Below are 19,572 nucleotides of genomic sequence, written 5' to 3' on the forward strand. Positions count from 1 at the left end.
CCCACAAGGGCATGGTCAACTGTGGGAGCGAGCTTGCTCGCGAATGGATCAGGCACCGCGAAGCGCCTGACACAATTCAAACGTTCTGCTGCTCACCCTTCGGATCGAAGAACACCGAAGACACGATTTCGGCTTCGATGAAGCTGCCATCAGCCAAGGGTGCGAACACGCGTTCGCCCATGCGCTTCAAGCCGCCTTTGACCACACCCATGGCGAACGAGTAACCCAGGGAAGACACCGCGTAGCTCGACGTGACGTGGCCGACCATCTTCATCGGGATCGCTTGTTTGGTGTCGAACACCAGTTGCGCGCCTTCCGGTAGCCATTTGGCCGGATCGACCGGTTTCAGGCCGACCAGCTGTTTGCGCTGATCACGCACGCAATCTTCGCGGTTCATGCCACGCCAGCCGAGCCACGAGAACGGTTTGGTGCGACCGACACACCAGCCCATGTTCAAGTCGTCCGGGGTCATCGAGCCGTCAGTGTCCTGGCCGACGATGATGAAACCCTTCTCGGCGCGCAGCACGTGCATGGTCTCGGTGCCGTACGGTGTCAGGTTGTACTTCTTGCCGGCTTCGACGATTTTTTCCAGAACGCCCATGGCGTAATCGGCCTGGACGTTGACTTCGTACGACAGCTCGCCGGTAAACGAGATACGGAACACCCGCGCCGGAACGCCGCCGACCAGGCCTTCTTTCCAGGTCATGAACGGGAATTCTTCACGGCCCAGATCGATGTCGGTCACTTCGCTGAGCAGCTTGCGGCTGTTCGGCCCGGACAGGGTCATGGTCGCCCAATGGTCGGTCACGGAAGTGAAGTACACCTTCAGGTCAGGCCATTCGGTCTGTTGATAGATTTCCAGCCATTGCAGCACGCGCGCCGCGCCGCCGGTGGTGGTGGTCATGATGAAATGGTTGTCGGCGACACAGGCGGTTACGCCGTCGTCGAAGACCATGCCGTCTTCCTTGCACATCAGGCCATAACGCGCCTTGCCCACATCGAGCTTGGTCCAGGCGTTGCTGTAGATGCGGTTGAGAAACTCCCGGGCATCCGGGCCTTGAATGTCGATCTTGCCGAGGGTCGAGGCATCCAGCAGGCCGACGCTGTCGCGCACGGCTTTGCATTCGCGGCCAACGGCGGCATGGATGTCCTCACCTTTTTTCGGGAAGTACCAAGGGCGTTTCCACTGGCCGACGTCTTCAAACTCGGCGCCGTTCCTGACGTGCCAGGCGTGCAGCGCAGTAAAGCGCACCGGCTCGAAAATGTGCCCGCAGTGACGACCGGCTACCGCGCCGAAAGTAACCGGCGTGTAGTTCGGACGGAACATGGTGGTGCCCATCTCGGGGATGGTCACGTTCAGCGAACGGGCGGCGATGGCCAGACCGTTGACGTTGCCCAGCTTGCCCTGATCGGTGCCGAAGCCCAGCGCGGTGTAGCGTTTGACGTGCTCGACCGACTCGAAGCCTTCGCGGGTCGCCAGCTCGATACCGGCCGCGGTGACATCGTTCTGCAGATCGACGAATTGCTTCGGCGCGCGGGTGGTGGATTTGTCGTGTGGCACCTGGAACAGCGCCAGAGTCGGCTCTTCAGCGCGGCTCAAGGCTTTTGGCAATACGCCTTCGACCGCTTTGAACCCGGCTTCGCTGGCGGCGCGTACGCCACCTTCGAAACCATCGGCCAGTGCGTCGCCGAGTGCGTAAACGCCGTTCACGCCGCCGACGCAGACGCGTTTCTGCGGCGCTTCACCCGGTACGAAACCGAGGATGTCTTCACGCCAGACCGGCTTGCCGCCCAAGTGTGAAGCGAGGTGGACGATAGGGCTATAGCCGCCGGAACTGCCGATCAGGTCGCAATCGAGCCATTCGCCAGGGCTGGTGACGCGATGGCCTTTGACGTCGATGGCGGCAATGCGCGCTGCCGTCACGTGCTTGCTGCCGCGAGCTTCGATCACCGCGCTGCCGGTCAGGATACGAATGCCTTTGGCGCGGGCTTCTTCAACCAGCGCGCCACGTGGGTTGTGACGGGCATCGGCAATCGCCACCACTTGCAGGCTGGCATCGAGCCAGTCCAGCGCGACGCGATAAGCGTGATCGTTGTTGGTGGACAGCACCAGCTTCTTGCCCGGCGCTACGCCATAACGGCGTACGTAGGTGGAAATCGCGCCAGCCAGCATATTGCCCGGCACGTCGTTGTTGCCGTAAACCAGCGGACGTTCGTGAGTGCCAGCAGCCAGCACGACGCGCTTGGCACGCACGCGGTGCATGCGCTGACGTACCTGACCGATTGGCGCACGGTCGCCGAGGTGATCGGTGAGGCGTTCGTGAATGGTCAGGAAGTTATGGTCGTGGTAGCCGTTGACCGTGGCGCGTGGCAGCAACACCACGTTCTTCAAGCCTTTCAGTTCGGCGATAACTGTCGCGACCCATTCAGCGGCAGGCTTGCCGTCGAGGCTTTCGCGAGTATCCAGCAGGCTGCCGCCGAATTCTTCCTGTTCATCGGCGAGAATCACTCGGGCGCCGCTGCGTGCAGCCGCCAGTGCTGCGGCCAGACCGGCAGGACCTGCGCCGACGATCAGCACGTCGCAGTGCTGGTTCATCGCGTCGTAGCTGTCCGGATCGTTTTCGGTCGGCGAACGACCGAGACCGGCGGCTTTGCGAATGTACTTCTCGTAAGTCATCCAGAACGATTGCGGGTACATGAAGGTTTTGTAGTAGAAACCCGGCGGCATCAGCTTGCCGCCGACCTTGCCGAGAATCCCCATCACGTCATTGTTGACGCTCGGCCAGCCGTTGGTGCTGGTCGCTACAAGACCCGAATACAGCGCCTGTTGCGTGGCGCGCACGTTGGGGATTTGCGTGGCTTCAGTCGCGCCGATTTGCAGCACGGCGTTCGGCTCTTCGGAGCCGGCGGCGAAGATGCCGCGCGGGCGGGAATACTTGAAGCTGCGGCCGATGATGTCGACGCCATTGGCCAGCAATGCAGCGGCCAGCGTGTCGCCTTCGAAGCCTTGGTAGGTCTGGCCGTTGAAGGTGAAGTTCAGCACCTTGCTGCGGTCGATGCGGCCGCCGTTGGGCAGTCGGTTAGTCTGGCTCATACCTTGTCTCCCTCGCCGCTGGCTGCCTGGTTGCCGAATGCCTTGTTAGTGAACTGCGGCTTGGCACCAATCGGGTAGGTTTCGAGAATTTCGTAAGTCACGGTGTCGCGGGTGGCGTTGAAGTACTGGCGGCAACCGGCGGCGTGGATCCACAGTTCGTGATGCAGCCCGCGCGGGTTATCGCGGAAGAACATGTAGTCGCCCCATTGCTCGTCGGTGCAGGCGCCCGGATCCAGCGGACGCGGAATGTGCGCCTGGCCGGATGCGTGGAATTCCTCTTCGGAGCGCAGTTCGCCACAGTGGGGACAGAAGATGTGCAACATGGATGATTCTCCTGTTAGTGAGCGACTGCGGCTGCGCCGTGTTCGTCAATGAGAGCGCCGTTGTGGAAACGGTCGATGGAAAAAGGTTTTGCCAAAGGATGCATTTCGCCCTTGGCGAGACTCGCGGCAAACACGTTGCCCGAACCCGGCGTAGCCTTGAAGCCACCAGTGCCCCAACCGCAGTTGAAGAACATGTTCGGCACCGGCGTCTTGGAAATGATCGGGCAAGCGTCCGGTGTGGTGTCGACGATGCCGCCCCACTGACGGTTCATGCGCACGCGGGACAGCACCGGGAACATCTCGACGATTGCCTGGACGGTGTGTTCGATCACTGGATAAGAGCCGCGCTGGCCGTAGCCGTTGTAGCCGTCGATACCGGCACCGATCACCAGGTCGCCCTTGTCGGACTGGCTGATGTAGCCGTGCACGGCGTTGGACATGATCACGCTGTCGATAATCGGCTTGATCGGCTCGGACACCAGTGCTTGCAGCGGGTGGGATTCGATCGGCAGACGGAAGCCCGCCAGTTTCGCCATGTGCCCGGAGTTACCGGCCGTCACCACACCGACGCGCTTGGCGCCGATGAAGCCTTTATTGGTTTCCACGCCGACACAGACGCCGTTTTCCTTGCGGAAGCCGATCACTTCGGTCTGCTGGATCAAGTCCACGCCCAAGGCATCGGCAGCACGGGCAAAGCCCCAGGCCACGGCGTCGTGACGGGCTACGCCACCGCGCCGCTGTACGGTGGCGCCGATGATCGGATAACGGGTGTTTTTCGAGCAGTCCAGGTACGGGATTTCGTCCGCGACCTGTTTGCCGTTGAGCAATTCGCCGTCCACGCCATTGAGGCGGTTGGCGCTGACCCGACGCTCGGAATCACGCATGTCCTGCAAGGTGTGGCACAGGTTGTAAACGCCGCGCTGGGAGAACATCACGTTGTAGTTCAGGTCCTGAGACAGGCCTTCCCACAGTTTCATCGCGTGTTCGTAAAGGTGCGCCGACTCATCCCACAGGTAGTTGGAGCGCACGATGGTGGTGTTGCGCGCCGTGTTGCCGCCGCCCAGCCAGCCTTTTTCGACCACGGCCACGTTAGTGATGCCGTGCTCCTTGGCCAGGTAATAAGCCGTGGCCAGACCATGCCCGCCGCCGCCGACGATCACTACGTCGTAGACCTTTTTCGGGGTCGGCGTGCGCCACATGCGCTGCCAGTTTTCGTGGTGGCTGAGGGAGTGTTTCAGAAGGCCGAAGCCTGAGTAATGCTGCATGAGTGACTACTCCTGACTCAGCGATAAACCGGGAAATCGGTACACAGTGCTGCAACCTGACTGGCAACGTTGGCCTCTACATCGGCGTCGCCGAGGTTATCGAGGATGTCGCAGATCCAGCCGGCCAGTTCGACGCACTGGGTCACTTTGAAGCCGCGCGTGGTGACCGCTGGCGTACCGATGCGCAGGCCCGAGGTCACGAACGGTGATTGTGGATCGTTAGGCACCGAGTTTTTGTTCACGGTGATGTGCGCACGACCCAGCGCCGCGTCGGCGTCTTTGCCGGTCAGACCCTGACGGATCAGGCTGACCAGGAACAAATGGTTGTCGGTGCCGCCGGAGACCACATCAAAGCCACGGTCGATGAACACTTGCGCCATCGCCTGAGCGTTGTCGATCACTTGCTGCTGGTACGCCTTGAAACCTGGCTCCATGGCTTCCTTGAAGCACACGGCCTTGGCGGCGATCACGTGCATCAACGGGCCACCCTGACCGCCGGGGAACACGGCGGAATTGAGTTTCTTCTCGATCTCTTCGTTGGCCTTGGCCAGGATTAAGCCACCCCGTGGACCGCGCAGGGTCTTGTGCGTGGTGGTGGTCACGACGTCGGCGTACGGCAGCGGATTCGGGTACAGACCGGCGGCAACCAGACCGGCCACGTGGGCCATGTCGACGAACAGGTAAGCGCCTACTTTGTCGGCGATTGCGCGGAATCGTGGGAAATCCAGGGTTTTCGAGTAGGCCGAGAAGCCGGCGATGATCATTTTTGGCTGGCATTCGACGGCGATGCGCTCGACTTCGTCGTAGTCGATCAGGCCGGTGGTGGTGTCGATGCCGTATTGCACCGCGTTGTAGAGCTTGCCGGAAAAGCTGACTTTCGCGCCGTGGGTCAAGTGACCGCCGTGGGCCAGGCTCATGCCCAGCACGGTGTCGCCGGCTTGCAGCAGTGCCAGGTAAACAGCGGCGTTGGCCGAGCTGCCGGAGTGCGGCTGGACGTTGGCGTAATCGGCACCGAACAGTTGCCTGGCGCGCTCGATGGCGAGCATTTCGACTTTGTCGACGTGCTCGCAGCCACCGTAGTAGCGCTTGCCCGGATAACCTTCGGCGTATTTGTTGGTCAGGCCGCTGCCCTGGGCTTCCATGACGCGCTGGCTGGTGTAGTTCTCCGACGCGATCAGTTCGATGTGATCTTCCTGACGTTGCTCCTCGGCATTGATCGCCGCCAGCAGTGCATCGTCATAGCCTTGGATTTGGTCATTCTTGCTGAACATCGCGGTTCTCCCAGCGGCGGCGTGGCGCCTGTCTTATGAGGGTAGGGCCGCAGTCTGAAGACAGTGCCCTTTGATGCGATGGTAGGGCCGGACCAAAGACGCCAAATGCCTGCGGACGCCACGCAAAGGTGCGTTTACGACATGGGTGGGCGGGGAGGGGGAAATAGCTGAATCAAAGGTGTTGATGCATGCCGACAAATTCGCGAGCAAGCTCGCTCCCACAGGGACAACGCGGATTTGTGGGAGCGAGCTTGCTCGCGAAGACGGTATTCGACCAAAAAAAATCCTCCGGGATAAACGGAGGATTTTGGTCACATGATGTCGCAATCAGACAGATTTACCCGGCAACTGCCCATCCGCCCGGAACATTCCGCGAATACCGCGTACGGCCTGGCGGATGCGGTCCTGGTTTTCAATCAGGGCGAAGCGCACGTGATCGTCGCCGTACTCACCAAAACCGACACCGGGCGAGACGCAGACCTTCGCTTCAGCCAGCAGCTTCTTGGCGAATTCCAGCGAACCAAGGTGCGCGTAAGCCGGAGGAATCTTGGCCCAGACATACATCGAGGCTTTCGGGTTTTCCACCATCCAGCCCAGTTCATGCAGACCTTTGACCAGCACGTTGCGGCGCTGGCGATACTGCTCGGCGATGTCCAGCACGCATTGCTGATCGCCTTCCAGCGCAGCAATGGCTGCAACTTGCAGCGGGGTGAAGGTGCCGTAGTCGTGGTAACTCTTGATCCGCGCCAGGGCGTTGACCAGTTCCGGGTTGCCGACCATGAAACCGATGCGCCAACCGGCCATGTTGTAGCTCTTGGACAGGGTGAAAAACTCCACCGCGATGTCCTTGGCGCCGGGCACCTGCATGATCGACGGGGCTTTCCAGCCGTCGTAGACGATGTCGGCGTAGGCCAGATCGTGAACCACCAAAACGTCATATTGCTTGGCCAGCGCCACCACGCGTTCGAAGAAATCCAGCTCGACGCACTGCGCGGTGGGGTTGGACGGGAAGCCGAGGATCATCATCTTCGGCTTGGGGATCGAGCCGCGAATGGCTTTCTCCAGTTCGGCGAAGAAGTCCACGCCCGGAATCAGCGGCACCGAACGGACCTGGGCACCGGCAATCACCGCGCCGTAGATATGAATCGGATAGCTCGGGTTCGGCACCAACACCGTGTCGCCCTGATCCAGGGTCGCCAGCATCAAATGCGCCAGGCCCTCTTTCGAGCCGATGGTGACAATGGCTTCATCTTCCGGGTCGATATCAACGTCGTAGCGTTTTTTGTACCAGTTGGAAATCGCCCGACGCAGACGCGGAATGCCACGCGAAGTCGAGTAGCCGTGAGTGTCTTCACGTTGGGCAACGGTGACCAGTTTTTCGACGATGTGCGGTGGGGTTGGCCCGTCCGGGTTGCCCATGCTCAAGTCGATGATGTCTTCACCACGGCGGCGAGCGGCCATTTTCAGCTCGGCGGTGATATTGAAAACGTACGGGGGGAGTCGATCGATGCGCGCAAAACGGCGCGGCGAAGGTAAGTCTGCCATGGAGGCCTCTGAAGACGTAAGCGCCCGGAACCGTCCGAGCGACGTTGGCCACATGGGGTGGCCTGTGCGGAAGATAAAGGCGCTGATGGCGTTTTGTCTACAGGGATTTTCTCGTGCAGCAGCAATCGTGGGAGCGAGCTTGCTCGCGAAGGGATCAGTACATTCGGCACATTTATTGAACCTGGAATACTGCTTTCGCAAGCAAGCTTGCTCCCACGGGAGATGTGCAAGCTTTCAAAGCGCCAGCACTTCCCGCAACCCAAGCAGCAGCAAAAAATGCAGCGGGTAAATCGCATAGGCCCAGCGACGCATGGGTTTGACCGGGAAGTGCAGCCGCCGACGCAACAACGCCAGGCCCAATAATGGCGCGATCAGGCACACGATCAGCGAGCCAATGGAAACCGGATCGCCCCACGCCGCGCCCGCGAGCATCTGCGGCCAGGCATTGCCCGCCAGGCAAACCGCGCCGGGCAGCGCCGCGAACCACAGCGGGCGGCGCAGCACCAGCAGAAACGCCACCGGCAGCAATACGCCGAAAAACCCGAACATCAGTTGCTGCTGCAAAACGGCCGCGAGTAGCAGCGCGCCAATCGCCAGCACCCGGGTGAGCGGCAGCGGATGGCGCCAGCCCTGGGCGACCAGCAAACCGAGCATTAACGTCGGCAACACGTTCAGCGTGTCTGCATCGTGCATGAACAGCCGATAAGGAATTTCGGAAAGCCCGGCGAACAGCAGTAACCAGCCCAGATAGCGCCACTGCACTTTGGGATCGGGGAACAGCGCAGTCTTGCGCCCCAGATTCACCGCAATCGCCAGGCAAAACCACGGAAAGGCGAAGCGCCCCGGCACGTACAGGAAATTCACCGACCAGCCGACGTAACGCAGGTGATCGAGCACCATGCTCAACATCGCCAGCCACTTGAGCAGGTCCAGCGCCTTGTCGCGTCCGGGCAGGTAGGGCGGGTTCGACAGATCCATGGTGCTCCAAACGTGAAATGCTCTGTGGGACCGGCTTTAGCCGGGAAGGCTGCGCAACTCACGCCGACTCTCTGCGGCGGATCTACGGGCCTTTTCCCGGCTAAAGCCGGTCCCACAGGATAATGCGCCGCCACCGGTTCGGTATTTTGCAACACGACAACACATGACCAAAGGCTGGGATCTTCGCTACAGTGCGCACCATAATCAATGACAAGGAACCGGCCATGACCGATAAAAGCCAGCAGTTTGCCAGTGACAACTATTCGGGCATCTGTCCTGAGGCATGGGCTGCCATGGAACAGGCCAACCACGGCCACCAACGCGCGTATGGCGATGACCAATGGACCGCCCGCGCCTCCGATGATTTCCGCAAATTGTTCGAAACCGACTGTGAAGTGTTTTTCGCCTTCAACGGTACGGCAGCCAACTCCCTGGCGCTCTCATCGTTGTGCCAGAGCTATCACAGCGTTATCTGCTCGGAAACCGCCCACGTCGAGACTGACGAATGTGGCGCGCCGGAGTTTTTCTCCAACGGCTCCAAGTTGCTGACCGCCCGCAGCGAAAACGGCAAGCTGACGCCGGATTCGATCCGCGAAGTCGCCCTCAAGCGTCAGGACATTCACTACCCCAAGCCGCGTGTCGTGACGCTGACCCAGGCCACGGAAGTCGGCAGCGTCTATCAGCCAGAAGAACTCAAGGCAATCAGCGCGACCTGCAAAGAGTTGAACCTCAATCTGCACATGGACGGCGCGCGTTTTTCCAATGCCTGCGCTTTCCTGGACTGTTCGCCAGCCGAGCTGACCTGGAAATCCGGCGTCGACGTGTTGTGCTTTGGCGGCACCAAGAACGGCATGGCGGTGGGCGAGGCGATTCTGTTTTTCAACCATGACCTGGCGGAAGACTTCGACTATCGCTGCAAGCAGGCGGGGCAACTGGCGTCGAAAATGCGCTTCCTGTCCGCGCCCTGGGTCGGCTTGCTGGAAAATGACGCCTGGCTCAAACACGCACGCCACGCCAACCACTGCGCGCAGTTGCTGGCTGAACTGGTCAAGGATATTCCCGGCGTGGAGCTGATGTTCCCGGTGCAGGCCAATGGCGTGTTCCTGCAATTGTCGGAACCGGCCATCGCGGCGTTGACCGCCAAGGGCTGGCGCTTCTACACCTTCATCGGCAGCGGCGGCGCACGCTTCATGTGCTCGTGGGACACCGAAGAAGACCGCGTGCGCGAGTTGGCGGCGGATATCCGGTTGGTGATGGGGGCTTGAGGTTGGCGGAGCGACGCTGATCTTGTGGGAGCAAGCTTGCTTGCGAAGGCGGTATTCAGATTCCAAAAAAGTTCTTTGGATGTACTGGCCTCTTCGCGAGCAAGCTCGCTCCCACAGGTGGTATCGACTGTTTCAGCTCTGCGCGATGGTCTTGGAAATCACTTCCACCGTCGCGTCGATCTGCTGCTGGCAGCGGTCGAGTTCGACCTGGTGCTGCTTGTTCAGTTCGACCTGTTGCGAGCACAGGTTCAGCGCGGCCAGGACCAGCAGGCGGTCGCCGATCAGGCTTGGGTATTTACGCTTGGTGTCGATCAATGAGGCCTTGAGCATGGCCGTTGCCTGCAACAGGGTTTGTTCTTCCCCGGCCGGTGCCTTGATCGAGTAGTCGTTACCCATGATCGAAACGACCGTCACCCCGTTTCCATGAGTACTCATGCGTTGACGGCGCTCGCGCTGGCGCTGGTGGCGCGGTCAACCAGAGCCTGAATACGGGCGGCGGTGGCGCCTTGCTTTTCTTCCTGCTCCATCAGGCTCAGTTGCAGACTGTCGTTGTCATCCTTGGCTTGAGCCAGTTCGGCGCTGAGCTGCGCGTTCGTGTTTTGCAGTTGCTGGTTCTGTTGCACCAGGTCTCCTACAAGTTGTTCCAATTGGCTCAGGGATGCTTCCAACATTTTGAATTCTCTAGCTAATTTCAACGGGCGCACACGATAAAGAAAAGTCACTGCGCATGCCAGGCTTATCAGGGCCGTTGGCCCTTTAAATACCGGTACTTCAGCGCGCGAGCCTCCTCAACGAGGTAAACGCATAAGGACCCTTGTTGACTGCCGTTTGGCAATCTGGTTCCGGCTGCTCGTCAGACCGCTGCCGTTTGCCGTTTTTCCGGCCTGCTTGTGACCTAAGGTCGCAGGTCCTTTTTTTCGGCGCACCTCAAGTCTTTGCTGGCGCGACCGATAGGCATGGCAATCCGCAACGTTTTCTCTTTTGCTCGCAAGGATTGCGGCATCACCTCAGGAAACATTATGTCCTTACGTAACATGAACATAGCGCCGCGCGCGTTTCTTGGGTTCGCCTTTATCGGTGCGCTGATGCTGATTCTCGGCATCTTCGCGTTGACGCAGATGAGCCATATCCGCACCGCCGGTGATCAGGTCGCGCAAAACAGCGTCCCCAGTATCCAGAACCTGAACGCACTCACGGTGGCGGGTATCCGCATGCGGGTTCTGGCTTATCGTCTGCTCACTAATCGCGACGCGAATGTCCAGGAAAAGACCATCGAATTGTTTGCCGCGCGCAACAAGCAGATCAGCGATGCCCAGGCGGTTTATGAAAAATTGATCTCGTCCCCTGAAGAGCGGGCGACCTACACCGAATATGTGCAGCTGCTGGGCGAGTACCGCCAGATTGAAGCACGCCTCATTGGCTTCAGCCGTGCGGGCAATGTCGAGGAAATGGCCAAACTGCTCAACGGGGACTCCGCATCCAACTCTGACAAGATGAATGTGGTCCTGGCCAAGCTGTCCGAGCTCAACAGCACACAATTGAATGCCACCAACCTGGCCGCAGCCGATGAATACTCCTCGGCGTTCAATCTGGTGGTCGGTCTGCTGATCATCGCCACGGTGTTGACCATGCTGTTCGCCTGGTTGCTGACCAACAGCATCACCCGGCCGATTGCTGCTGCGCTGGATGCTGCCGAAGGAATTGCCGAAGGCAACTTGACGCGTCCGATCAAAGTCGAAGGCACCGACGAAGCCGGTCGCTTGTTGGCGGCGATGCAGAAAATGCAGGAAAAACTGCGCGACACGCTGATGCGGATTTCCGGCTCGGCGACGCAACTGGCGTCTGCCGCCGAAGAACTCAACGCTGTCACTGATGAAAGCGCGCGCGGCCTGACCCAACAGAACAATGAAATCGAGCAGGCGGCCACCGCGGTCAATGAAATGACCAGCGCCGTGGAAGAAGTTGCACGCAACGCCATCAGCACTTCCGATGCATCGAAAAGCGCGACCACGTCTGCTGGCGACGGTCGTGATCTGGTCATGGAAACGGTCAGCGCCATCGAGCGCATGAGCGGTGACGTGCAGAGCACTGCGGATCTGGTCGGCAACCTGGCCAATGAATCCCGTGATATCGGCAAGGTGCTGGACGTGATTCGCGGTCTTGCCGATCAGACCAACCTGCTGGCCCTCAATGCTGCCATTGAAGCAGCCCGTGCCGGTGAAGCCGGGCGCGGCTTTGCGGTGGTTGCCGATGAAGTGCGGGCGCTGGCTCATCGCACGCAACAGTCCACCAGCGAAATCGAACGCATGATCGGCAGCATTCAGGGCGGCACCGAACAAGCCGTCAACTCGATGCGCAACAGCACCGAGCGCGCCGAGTCGACCTTGAACATCGCCAAAGGCGCAGGCCTGGCGCTGGACACCATTAATACCGCGATCGTCGAGATCAACGAGCGCAACCTGGTGATCGCCAGCGCAGCGGAAGAACAGGCGCAAGTCGCCCGGGAAGTGGATCGCAATCTGGTCAACATCCGCGACCTGTCGGCCCAGTCCTCAGACGGCGCCAAACAGACCAGCGCTGCCAGCGGCGAACTGACTCGTCTGGCTGTGGACCTGAACAGCATGGTTGCGCGGTTTAGTTTGTAAGGGTTAGTCGGCCAAAGGGTGTTGTGGGAGCGAGCTTGCTCGCGAAGAGGCCAGGACATTCCGGGAGTTTTTCAGAACCTGGAAGATTGTCTTCGCGAGCAAGCTCGCTCCCACAATTACAGTATTAATCGCCTCTGGCGATTAATACTCGATCCGCACATCACCCTTGGGCACGCTGCAGCACGACAGGATGTAGCCTTCTTCCACGTCCTCGTCGGTGATGCCGCCGTTGTGTTCCATTTCCACTTCGCCGCTCAGTTTCATGACCTTGCAGGTGCCGCAGATGCCCATGCCGCAGGCTTTGGGGATCATCAGGCCGAGTTTGGCGGCTGCGGCGTGGACGGTTTCGCCCGGTGCCACGCGGATGCTCTTGCCGGTGTCGGTGAACTCCACCTGATGCAGTTCCGAAGCATCGACTTCTGGCGCGTCGGCGGCGATTTCTGCTTGTTCCACGGCGTCGGCGCGGGCTTCCGGTGGCGTCTGGCCGAAGGATTCCTCGTGGTACTGCGCCATGTTGAAGCCGTTGCTCTCCAGCAGACGCTTGACCGCGTTCATGTACGGCGTCGGGCCGCAGCAAAACACTTCGCGTTCGAGGAAGTCCGGCGCCATCAGCTCCAGCATTTTCTGGTTCAGATAGCCGCGATACCCGGCCCAGGGTTCGCCCAGGCCATGTTTTTCGCAGACCAGATGCAGGCTGAAGTTGTCGATCCGCGACGCCATGTGTTCCAGCTCGCGGTGATAAATGATGTCCTTGGGTGAGCGTGCGCTGTGCACGAAGACCATGTCGACGTTGGCGTTGGTGTCGTAGAACCAGCGCGCCATGGACATCACCGGCGTGATGCCGACGCCGCCGCTGAGGTAGAGAATCTTCGGGTTCGGGAAGTCGATGGCGTTGAACAGCCCCACCGGCCCGTGGACCGCCAGTTCCTGGCCTTCATGCAGGGTGTCGTGCAGCCAGTTGGAAACCTTGCCGCCCGGCACGCGCTTGATGGTGATCGAGAAGCTGTAAGGCACCGATGGCGAACTGGAAATGGTGTACGAGCGCATCACTGGCACGCCGTCGATTTCCAGCTCCAGGGTCACGAACTGGCCGGGCTTGAAGAAGAACAGAATCGGCTGGTCGGCCATGAAGCAGAAGGTGCGCACGTCCCAGGTTTCCTGAATCACTTTGACGACACGAACCAGGTGACGGCCGTTGGCCCATGTCTGGGTATTTACCGGGCTGAGGAAGCTTTGGGACATGCTGAATCTCCACGGCCGACTGTCGGCCTCATGCTGCGAATTCTGCGTAAGGCGCAGACAGCCCACTTACCTATCAGCGACATCGGCGTACTTATCGCGACCAGCCCCACGCTACCGGGGTTCGCGCGTCGGGAACGGATTCGGCCATGTCGCCCATGGATAAGGCCGAGTCTGCGCCGAACTCCACACTCGCCACTCAATAGTTACCGAAAAAACTATTCTTGAGCATGAGCGATAAAACAATCGTCGCCTTGCGTGCAAACCGTTGCAAATAACCGTATCAGCCACATTCGCCGACCGTTAGAAGACACGGTCATGAGGACTTCAACGATGGACGTCACCGCAACCTTGAGCTTGGGCGATCCGCTGGAACCCGCACGTAAGGCCACCGCCGAAATGCTGCAGAATCGCGAGCGCACCTATTCGCTGCCGCAGCCTTTCTATAGTGATGAGCGGCTGCATGAAATCGACATGCAGGAAATCTTTCACAAGGAGTGGCTGATTGCAGGCATGACCTGCGAGATCCCGGCCAAGGGCAATTACCTGACGTTGCAGATCGGCAAGAATCCGGTGCTGATCGTGCGCGGCCCCGATGGTGTGGTGAATGCGTTCCACAACGTCTGCCGCCATCGCGGCTCGCGGCTGTGCACTGGCGAGAAAGGCAAGGTTGCCAAGCTGGTTTGCCACTATCACCAGTGGACCTACGAACTGGACGGCCGTCTGTTGTACGCGGGCAGCGAAATGGGCAGCGATTTTGACATGAGCAAGTTCGGCCTCAAGCCGATCAACGTCAAGACTGCGGGCGGCTACATCTTCATCTGCCTGGCGGAAAATCCTCCGGCCATCGACGAGTTCCTGCAGACGCTCAAGCACTACATGGAACCCTACGACATGGAAAACACCAAGGTGGCTGTGCAAAGCACCTTGATGGAAAAGGCCAACTGGAAGCTGGTGCTGGAAAACAACCGCGAGTGCTATCACTGCAACGCGTCGCACCCGGAACTGTTGAACACGCTGCTGGAATGGGATGACGTCACCGATCCGCGCGCCACGCAGTCGTTCAAGGACCACGTCGCCGAGTCGGCCGCCGCCTGGGATGCCGAACAGATTCCTTATGCCCACGCCAGCTTCGGCTTGCGTAACCGTATCGTGCGCATGCCGCTGCTCAAGGGCACCGTGTCCATGACCATGGACGGCAAGCAAGGCAGCAAGAAACTCATGGGCCGGATCAAGAATCCGGACCTGGGTTCCATGCGTATCCTTCACCTGCCCCACGCCTGGAACCACTGCATGGGCGACCACGTCATCGTGTTCACCGTGTGGCCGATCAGCGCGCAGGAAACCATGGTCACCACCAAGTGGCTGGTGCACAAAGACGCCGTGGAAGGCGTTGACTACGACGTCGCACGCTTGCGGCAAGTCTGGGACGCCACCAACGACCAGGACCGTCGTCTGGCCGAAGAAAACCAGCGCGGCATCAACTCCACCGCGTACCAGCCCGGCCCGTACTCCAAGACCTACGAGTTCGGTGTGGTCAACTTCATCGACTGGTACAGCGCCCGCATGCTGGAAAACCTCGGCGCTGAACCTGCGGCGTATTTGAAGGGCGTGGCGGTTAATCACGAGTGATGTAAATCTGATAGGCCCAGTGTGGGAGCAAGCTCCCACACGTTATACGTAGATACCAACAACTTATCCACAGAATCGCCCGTAGTCCTTGTGGGGAACCCGCCTGAAGCACCTAAAAACCCAATAAAAAACCGTGACTTATCCAGATTGTCACTTCTGGACAGGTATTGTCTATTATTTGATCAATCCCTGCAAAGCCATGAATTCAAAGGCCTACAAAGGACCGCAAACACCTTATCCACAGAAGCGCCAACAGAGTTTGGGGGCAACTTTGCCAGGTTGGGGCTTGATCTGTGGAAAACTGCTGAAAAGGCCGTATTTAGCGGTGGACAAACAAAGATTTTGCTTATTAGGTCCCGATTGTTCGTTTTTTGTACAGATGCCTGTAGGCCGCGTATTTAAAGGCTTGCAGCGGTTAGCGAACAACTTGTCCACAGAAGCGCCAACAGACTTTGTGGGCAACTGTTGATAGCAGTGGCATGTTTATCCACAGAAGGATGTACTGCAAATCAAGGGTTTACGTTGATCAGATTTCGATCAGTGGGCTGGAGAGGGCGGTTTGTATGGCTTTTGGGGATAAGCGAACATGTTATCCACAGACTGGTTAACAGGGATTGTTAACAACTCCACCGGACCGCCGGACCGCCGGACCTGTAGGAGCCGAGCTTGCTCGCGAACAACGATGACGCGGTAGGTCTGGTGCACTGAGGTGCTTGGTTCGCGGGCAAGCCTCGCTTGTATGTTTAGACTTGAAGGGGTGGGTCTGGCCCACCGAGGCGCCTGGTTCGCGGGCAAGCCTCGCTCCAACGGACCGCTGGACCGCTGGACCGCCGGACCTGTAGGAGCCGAGCTTGCTCGCGAAGAACGATAACGCGGTAGGTTAGAACGAATGACTGCGCTGCCGCCGACGCCACTGGCTCAGGGATTGATCCAGTTGCGCGGGGCTGTCGATCTGTTGGCGGCGGGCGTGGCTGAAGAGCATCATCGCCAGTTCGGCGGTCACCAGGGCGTCGGCGCTGGCGTTGTGGCGTTCTTCGGCTTGCAGGCCAAAGAAGGCGGTCCAGTCATCCAGTCCGGCCTGTCGGAGATTCGCCTGCGGGAACAGCATCGGAGCGATTTCAGCGACGTCGAAAAAACGATGCTCCAGTCGATAATCGAGGCTTTCCTTCAAGGCGCGGCCGAGCATGTGCTGATCGAACGGCGCGTGAAACGCCAGCAGCGGGCTGTTGCCGACGAACTCCATGAAATCCAGTAACGCCTGCACCGGTTCACTGCCTGCAGCAATGGCGCTGGGCCCGAGCCCATGAATCAATACCGCCGGGCTTAGCTTGTGATCGACGCGCAGCAAGGTGCGTTCAAACTGTTGGCTCAGGTCGATGGCACCGTCCTCGATCACCACCGCGCCGATGGACAGCACCTGATCGCGGCTCATGTTCAGGCCACTGGTTTCCAGGTCGAACACTACCCAGCGTTGCTTGCGCAGCGAGTCTTCGCTGAGTGCCGCGAGGGGCGCAAGGTTTGCCAGGCGCTGATTGTCGCGGTGTTCCAGGGTCGGTTTTGGTGGACGCGGCCGCAGCCATTCAAACAGATTCATAGTTGATAGCGCAGGGTCAGGCTGGTTTGCAGACGTTGGGCCTGGCGCAGTGATTCGCGCAGGATCCGGCGGTCAAGATGATTGAGTGTGTCCGGATCGATTCGGTTGGAATAAGGCAGGTTCTGGCGGCTCTGCAACTGGTGCTGCTGCATGCGCGTCTGCTGAATGAAGTGGTAGGCCTCTTCATAGGCCGCGCCGTCCAGGCGGTCGATCACCTCGCGTTCCACCAGTTGGCGCAGGCGCTCCAGGGTGTTATTGGCTTCGATGCCATTGGCCAGCGCCAGCAAGCGGGCACCGTCAACAAATGGCGTCAGGCCTTGGGTCTTGAGGTCCAGAGTGTCTTTGTCGCTGCCTTTGCGAGCCAGCACGAAGTCCTTGAAACGACCCACTGGCGGGCGTTGACGCAGGGCGTTCTCGGCCATCATGCGCTGGAACAACCGGTTATCGCCGACCTGTTCCAGTACGCTGCGGCGCAACTGCTCGCAGCCGTGCTCGTCGCCCCAGACCACGCGCAAGTCGAAATAAATACTGGAAGCCAGCAGGTTCTCCGGCGTCGCCTCGCGAATGAACGCGGCGAAGCGCCGGGACCATTCAACCCGGGACAGGCATAGCTCCGGGTTGCCCGCCATGATATTCCCTTTGCACAGCGTGAACCCACACAGCGCCAGGCTCTGATTGATACGCTCGGCAATCGGCAGCAGCAAGGCCCGGATCTGCGTCGCTTCGGCAACATCCCGGGCTTCGAAAAGAATGCCGTTGTCCTGATCGGTGTGCAGCGTTTGCTCGCGGCGGCCCTCGCTGCCAAAACATAGCCAGCTGAACGGAATGCCGGGGTCGCCTTTTTCTTCCAGGGTCAGCTCAATCACACGACATACCGTGTGATCGTTGAGCAGGGTGATGATCTGGGTGATCTGGGTCGAGGACGCGCCGTGGGCGAGCATGCGATCCACCAGTTGCACTATGTCGCCGCGCAGGTTGCTCAGGCTTTCGATGCGTGGCGCGTTGCGGATGGTGCGTGCCAGATGCACCAGGTCGACGCGTTGCAGGGAAAACAGATCCCGCTCGGACACCACGCCACACAGCCGCCCGTCCTTGACCAGACACACGTGGGCGATGTGCCGACCGGTCATGGCAATGGCCGCATCGAATGCGCTGGCGTCCGGGCTGAGGTGGAAGGGCGCCTGAATCATTCGACCTTGAATCGGCTGACTGAAATCGACATTGATATCCGCCACCGCCTCGCGCAAGTCGCGCAGGGTGAAAATCCCCAGCGGCGCCTGTTGCGCATCGACGATCACGATGCTGCCGACCTGTTGTTCGTGCATGAGCTTCACGGCTTCACGTAGCGGCGTTTGCGGGCTGCACATGACCGGATGCCGCATCGCCAGCTCGCCAAGGCGGGTGTTCAGGGAATACTGGGTGCCAAGGGTTTCCGCTGCGCGCTGCTGGACTTGCTGGTTCACCTGGTCGAGCAGGCTGCTGACGCCACGCAAAGCGAAGTCGCGGAAGGTGGTCGACAGCGCGAACAGCTTGATGAACGCCTGTTTGTTCAGTTGCAGGCAGAACGTGTCTTCGGCCGCCAGATGCTCGGTGCGCGTGGCGCGTTCGCCCAGCAACGCGGCCAGCGGGAAGCATTCGCCGGTAGTGATTTCGAAAGTGGTTTCGGTTCCGCCTTTGGCGGTGTGCGGCCGTTCGCCGACGACACGTCCTTGCTTGACGATATAAAAGTGCTCTACTGGACCATCAGCAGGCTTGATGATGCTTTCGTCCATCGCGTAGAAACGCAGCTGGCATTGTTCGACCAGATACGCGAGATGAGCGCTCTCCATCTGGTTGAATGGCGGGAATTTTTGCAGGAACTGCATCGTGCCGTGGATGTTCTGCAACACCGCTGTTTTGCCCGCCTGGGCGAATGCGTCCGCTTTGCTCATGACCTGTACCGCGTTCTTTTTATTGATGGTCATGGTCGTCCGCTTGTCGGACAGTGCCCATTGGACGTAAGTCTTACATTGACGAAAAGATTTCTGGCAACCTGCGGCATGGTGTAAAAAGCAGTTACGCGAAGGCTTGGGACAGCAAACAATCGCCGGCAGGACGCCGACCACAGCATGCAGACGTAACCGGTCAGGTGTCCGGTTTGCTGCCAGTATCAGGGCAAGGGAATCAGGCGCAGATGTTCGATTACGATATTTTGAGCGATGAAGAGCGCGAAGCGCTAAACGAAGTGATGCTCGCCGCATTGCCCGACTCGCCGCAACGGGTGTTGATCGTCGACGACGATCGCGATGCCCGCGAGTTGCTGGCCGAGATTCTCAGCCTCAATGACATCAGTTGCATCACTGCAGCGGGTGGCAACACCGCGATGCACTTGATCGACACGCGGGAATCCATCGGCCTGCTGATCACCGACCTGCGCATGGCGCCATGCAACGGCCTGGACTTGATCCGCAAGGTGCGTGAATCCGAACGTGCTTCGTTGCCGATCATCATCATTTCCGGCGACGCCAACGTGCGCGATGCCATCGATGCGATGCATTTGAGCGTAGTGGATTTCCTGCTCAAGCCCATCAACACCAAGCAGCTGCTGAAGTTGGTCAAGCGGGAGTTGGGTTTGGTGTGAGGTTGCGCAGTCGCGAGGATGAGTGGGAGCGAGCTTGCTCGCGAAGACAGTATTCAAACTCAGGAACTGTGTCTGATGTACTGGCCCCTTCGCGAGCAAGC

16 protein-coding genes and 1 pseudogene are annotated in these 19,572 nt (G+C 59.6%); 6 read left to right on the forward strand and 11 right to left on the reverse strand.

The window, feature by feature from the left end:
• Nucleotides 1–76: 76 nt before the first annotated feature.
• The 6 genes from ACP7E4_RS16860 to ACP7E4_RS16885 form a co-directional block, all read right to left on the reverse strand.
• Entirely contained in the window at nucleotides 77–3,094 is a 3,018-nt protein-coding gene (locus ACP7E4_RS16860; protein WP_426116206.1) for a sarcosine oxidase subunit alpha, read from the reverse strand.
• Nucleotides 3,091–3,417 (reverse strand): sarcosine oxidase subunit delta, encoded by a 327-nt coding sequence (locus tag ACP7E4_RS16865; RefSeq protein ID WP_065831546.1) that lies wholly within the window; start codon nucleotides 3,415–3,417, stop codon nucleotides 3,091–3,093. The genes ACP7E4_RS16860 and ACP7E4_RS16865 overlap by 4 nt, the downstream gene beginning before the upstream one ends.
• Nucleotides 3,418–3,431: 14 nt before the next feature.
• Nucleotides 3,432–4,682, reverse strand: coding sequence for a sarcosine oxidase subunit beta family protein (locus ACP7E4_RS16870; RefSeq protein WP_065831545.1), 1,251 nt, complete (start codon nucleotides 4,680–4,682; stop codon nucleotides 3,432–3,434).
• A gap of 17 nt (nucleotides 4,683–4,699) precedes the next feature.
• Nucleotides 4,700–5,953, reverse strand: coding sequence for a serine hydroxymethyltransferase (gene glyA, locus ACP7E4_RS16875; RefSeq protein ID WP_426116208.1), 1,254 nt, complete (start codon nucleotides 5,951–5,953; stop codon nucleotides 4,700–4,702).
• 327 nt (nucleotides 5,954–6,280) lie between these two features.
• Nucleotides 6,281–7,498: an alanine transaminase gene (alaC, locus tag ACP7E4_RS16880; RefSeq protein WP_047577633.1), complete on the reverse strand. Its 1,218-nt coding sequence runs from the start codon at nucleotides 7,496–7,498 to the stop codon at nucleotides 6,281–6,283.
• A 234-nt stretch (nucleotides 7,499–7,732) separates the two neighbouring features.
• Entirely contained in the window at nucleotides 7,733–8,476 is a 744-nt protein-coding gene (locus ACP7E4_RS16885) for a TraX family protein (RefSeq protein WP_426116211.1), read from the reverse strand.
• A gap of 224 nt (nucleotides 8,477–8,700) precedes the next feature.
• Here ACP7E4_RS16885 and ACP7E4_RS16890 point away from each other — a divergent pair, with 224 nt between their 5' ends.
• Nucleotides 8,701–9,741: a low specificity L-threonine aldolase gene (locus ACP7E4_RS16890; RefSeq protein ID WP_426116213.1), complete on the forward strand. Its 1,041-nt coding sequence runs from the start codon at nucleotides 8,701–8,703 to the stop codon at nucleotides 9,739–9,741.
• Nucleotides 9,742–9,873: 132 nt separating this feature from the next.
• Here ACP7E4_RS16890 and ACP7E4_RS16895 read toward each other — a convergent pair whose 3' ends face one another.
• On the reverse strand, nucleotides 9,874–10,176 hold the full coding sequence (locus tag ACP7E4_RS16895; RefSeq protein ID WP_426116215.1) for a cell division protein ZapA: 303 nt from the start codon (nucleotides 10,174–10,176) through the stop codon (nucleotides 9,874–9,876).
• Nucleotides 10,173–10,412, reverse strand: a complete 240-nt coding sequence (locus ACP7E4_RS16900; RefSeq protein ID WP_426116217.1) for a hypothetical protein — start codon at nucleotides 10,410–10,412, stop codon at nucleotides 10,173–10,175. The genes ACP7E4_RS16895 and ACP7E4_RS16900 overlap by 4 nt, the downstream gene beginning before the upstream one ends.
• Before the next feature lie 363 nt (nucleotides 10,413–10,775).
• Between ACP7E4_RS16900 and ACP7E4_RS16905 the strand changes: the two are divergent.
• Together ACP7E4_RS16905 and ACP7E4_RS16910 are read left to right on the forward strand one after the other, a co-directional pair.
• Nucleotides 10,776–11,531, forward strand: a pseudogene (locus ACP7E4_RS16905) (MCP four helix bundle domain-containing protein); the annotation flags it as partial.
• 18 nt (nucleotides 11,532–11,549) lie between these two features.
• Nucleotides 11,550–12,386, forward strand: a complete 837-nt coding sequence (locus ACP7E4_RS16910; protein ID WP_426116249.1) for a methyl-accepting chemotaxis protein — start codon at nucleotides 11,550–11,552, stop codon at nucleotides 12,384–12,386.
• 141 nt (nucleotides 12,387–12,527) lie between these two features.
• Here the strand turns inward: ACP7E4_RS16910 and gbcB are convergent, their stop codons facing one another.
• Nucleotides 12,528–13,628, reverse strand: a complete 1,101-nt coding sequence (gbcB, locus tag ACP7E4_RS16915) for a glycine-betaine demethylase subunit GbcB (protein ID WP_065831537.1) — start codon at nucleotides 13,626–13,628, stop codon at nucleotides 12,528–12,530.
• Between the two features lie 330 nt (nucleotides 13,629–13,958).
• Between gbcB and gbcA the strand changes: the two genes are divergently transcribed.
• Nucleotides 13,959–15,257 (forward strand): glycine-betaine demethylase subunit GbcA, encoded by a 1,299-nt coding sequence (gene gbcA / locus ACP7E4_RS16920; protein ID WP_426116220.1) that lies wholly within the window; start codon nucleotides 13,959–13,961, stop codon nucleotides 15,255–15,257.
• Between the two features lie 133 nt (nucleotides 15,258–15,390).
• Nucleotides 15,391–15,726, forward strand: coding sequence for a hypothetical protein (locus ACP7E4_RS16925; RefSeq protein ID WP_426116222.1), 336 nt, complete (start codon nucleotides 15,391–15,393; stop codon nucleotides 15,724–15,726).
• Nucleotides 15,727–16,137: 411 nt separating this feature from the next.
• Here the strand turns inward: ACP7E4_RS16925 and ACP7E4_RS16930 are convergent, their stop codons facing one another.
• Both ACP7E4_RS16930 and ACP7E4_RS16935 read right to left on the reverse strand, forming a co-directional pair.
• Complete coding sequence (locus ACP7E4_RS16930) at nucleotides 16,138–16,851, reverse strand: 3'-5' exonuclease (RefSeq protein WP_426116224.1); 714 nt, start codon at nucleotides 16,849–16,851, stop codon at nucleotides 16,138–16,140.
• The gene (locus tag ACP7E4_RS16935) at nucleotides 16,848–18,782 is read right to left on the reverse strand and encodes a putative nucleotidyltransferase substrate binding domain-containing protein (RefSeq protein WP_426116251.1); all 1,935 of its coding nucleotides are present in this window, start codon (nucleotides 18,780–18,782) and stop codon (nucleotides 16,848–16,850) included. Before ACP7E4_RS16935 ends, ACP7E4_RS16930 begins: the two co-directional genes overlap by 4 nt.
• A 242-nt stretch (nucleotides 18,783–19,024) precedes the next feature.
• On the opposite strand from ACP7E4_RS16935, the gene ACP7E4_RS16940 reads away from it, so the two are divergent.
• A complete protein-coding gene (locus tag ACP7E4_RS16940) occupies nucleotides 19,025–19,471 on the forward strand; it encodes a response regulator (protein WP_426116253.1) in 447 nt (148 codons plus the stop codon).
• The last annotated feature ends 101 nt before the right edge of the window (nucleotides 19,472–19,572 follow it).

The organism is Pseudomonas sp. DSP3-2-3, assembly GCF_049898225.1.
GTDB lineage: Bacteria > Pseudomonadota > Gammaproteobacteria > Pseudomonadales > Pseudomonadaceae > Aquipseudomonas.

Bases quoted from the DNA above. Each gene is read 5' to 3' on its own strand.
- ACP7E4_RS16890 (WP_426116213.1), top strand. From the start codon at position 8,701: ATGACCGATAAAAGCCAGCAGTTTGCCAGTGACAACTATTCGGGCATC.
- glyA (WP_426116208.1), bottom strand. From the start codon at position 5,953: ATGTTCAGCAAGAATGACCAAATCCAAGGCTATGACGATGCACTGCTG.
- ACP7E4_RS16930 (WP_426116224.1), bottom strand. From the start codon at position 16,851: ATGAATCTGTTTGAATGGCTGCGGCCGCGTCCACCAAAACCGACCCTG.
- ACP7E4_RS16860 (WP_426116206.1), bottom strand. From the start codon at position 3,094: ATGAGCCAGACTAACCGACTGCCCAACGGCGGCCGCATCGACCGCAGC.
- alaC (WP_047577633.1), bottom strand. From the start codon at position 7,498: ATGGCAGACTTACCTTCGCCGCGCCGTTTTGCGCGCATCGATCGACTC.
- ACP7E4_RS16935 (WP_426116251.1), bottom strand. From the start codon at position 18,782: ATGAGCAAAGCGGACGCATTCGCCCAGGCGGGCAAAACAGCGGTGTTG.
- ACP7E4_RS16865 (WP_065831546.1), bottom strand. From the start codon at position 3,417: ATGTTGCACATCTTCTGTCCCCACTGTGGCGAACTGCGCTCCGAAGAG.
- ACP7E4_RS16870 (WP_065831545.1), bottom strand. From the start codon at position 4,682: ATGCAGCATTACTCAGGCTTCGGCCTTCTGAAACACTCCCTCAGCCAC.
- ACP7E4_RS16885 (WP_426116211.1), bottom strand. From the start codon at position 8,476: ATGGATCTGTCGAACCCGCCCTACCTGCCCGGACGCGACAAGGCGCTG.
- ACP7E4_RS16910 (WP_426116249.1), top strand. From the start codon at position 11,550: ATGCGGATTTCCGGCTCGGCGACGCAACTGGCGTCTGCCGCCGAAGAA.
- ACP7E4_RS16940 (WP_426116253.1), top strand. From the start codon at position 19,025: ATGTTCGATTACGATATTTTGAGCGATGAAGAGCGCGAAGCGCTAAAC.
- ACP7E4_RS16895 (WP_426116215.1), bottom strand. From the start codon at position 10,176: ATGAGTACTCATGGAAACGGGGTGACGGTCGTTTCGATCATGGGTAAC.
- ACP7E4_RS16900 (WP_426116217.1), bottom strand. From the start codon at position 10,412: ATGTTGGAAGCATCCCTGAGCCAATTGGAACAACTTGTAGGAGACCTG.
- gbcA (WP_426116220.1), top strand. From the start codon at position 13,959: ATGGACGTCACCGCAACCTTGAGCTTGGGCGATCCGCTGGAACCCGCA.
- gbcB (WP_065831537.1), bottom strand. From the start codon at position 13,628: ATGTCCCAAAGCTTCCTCAGCCCGGTAAATACCCAGACATGGGCCAAC.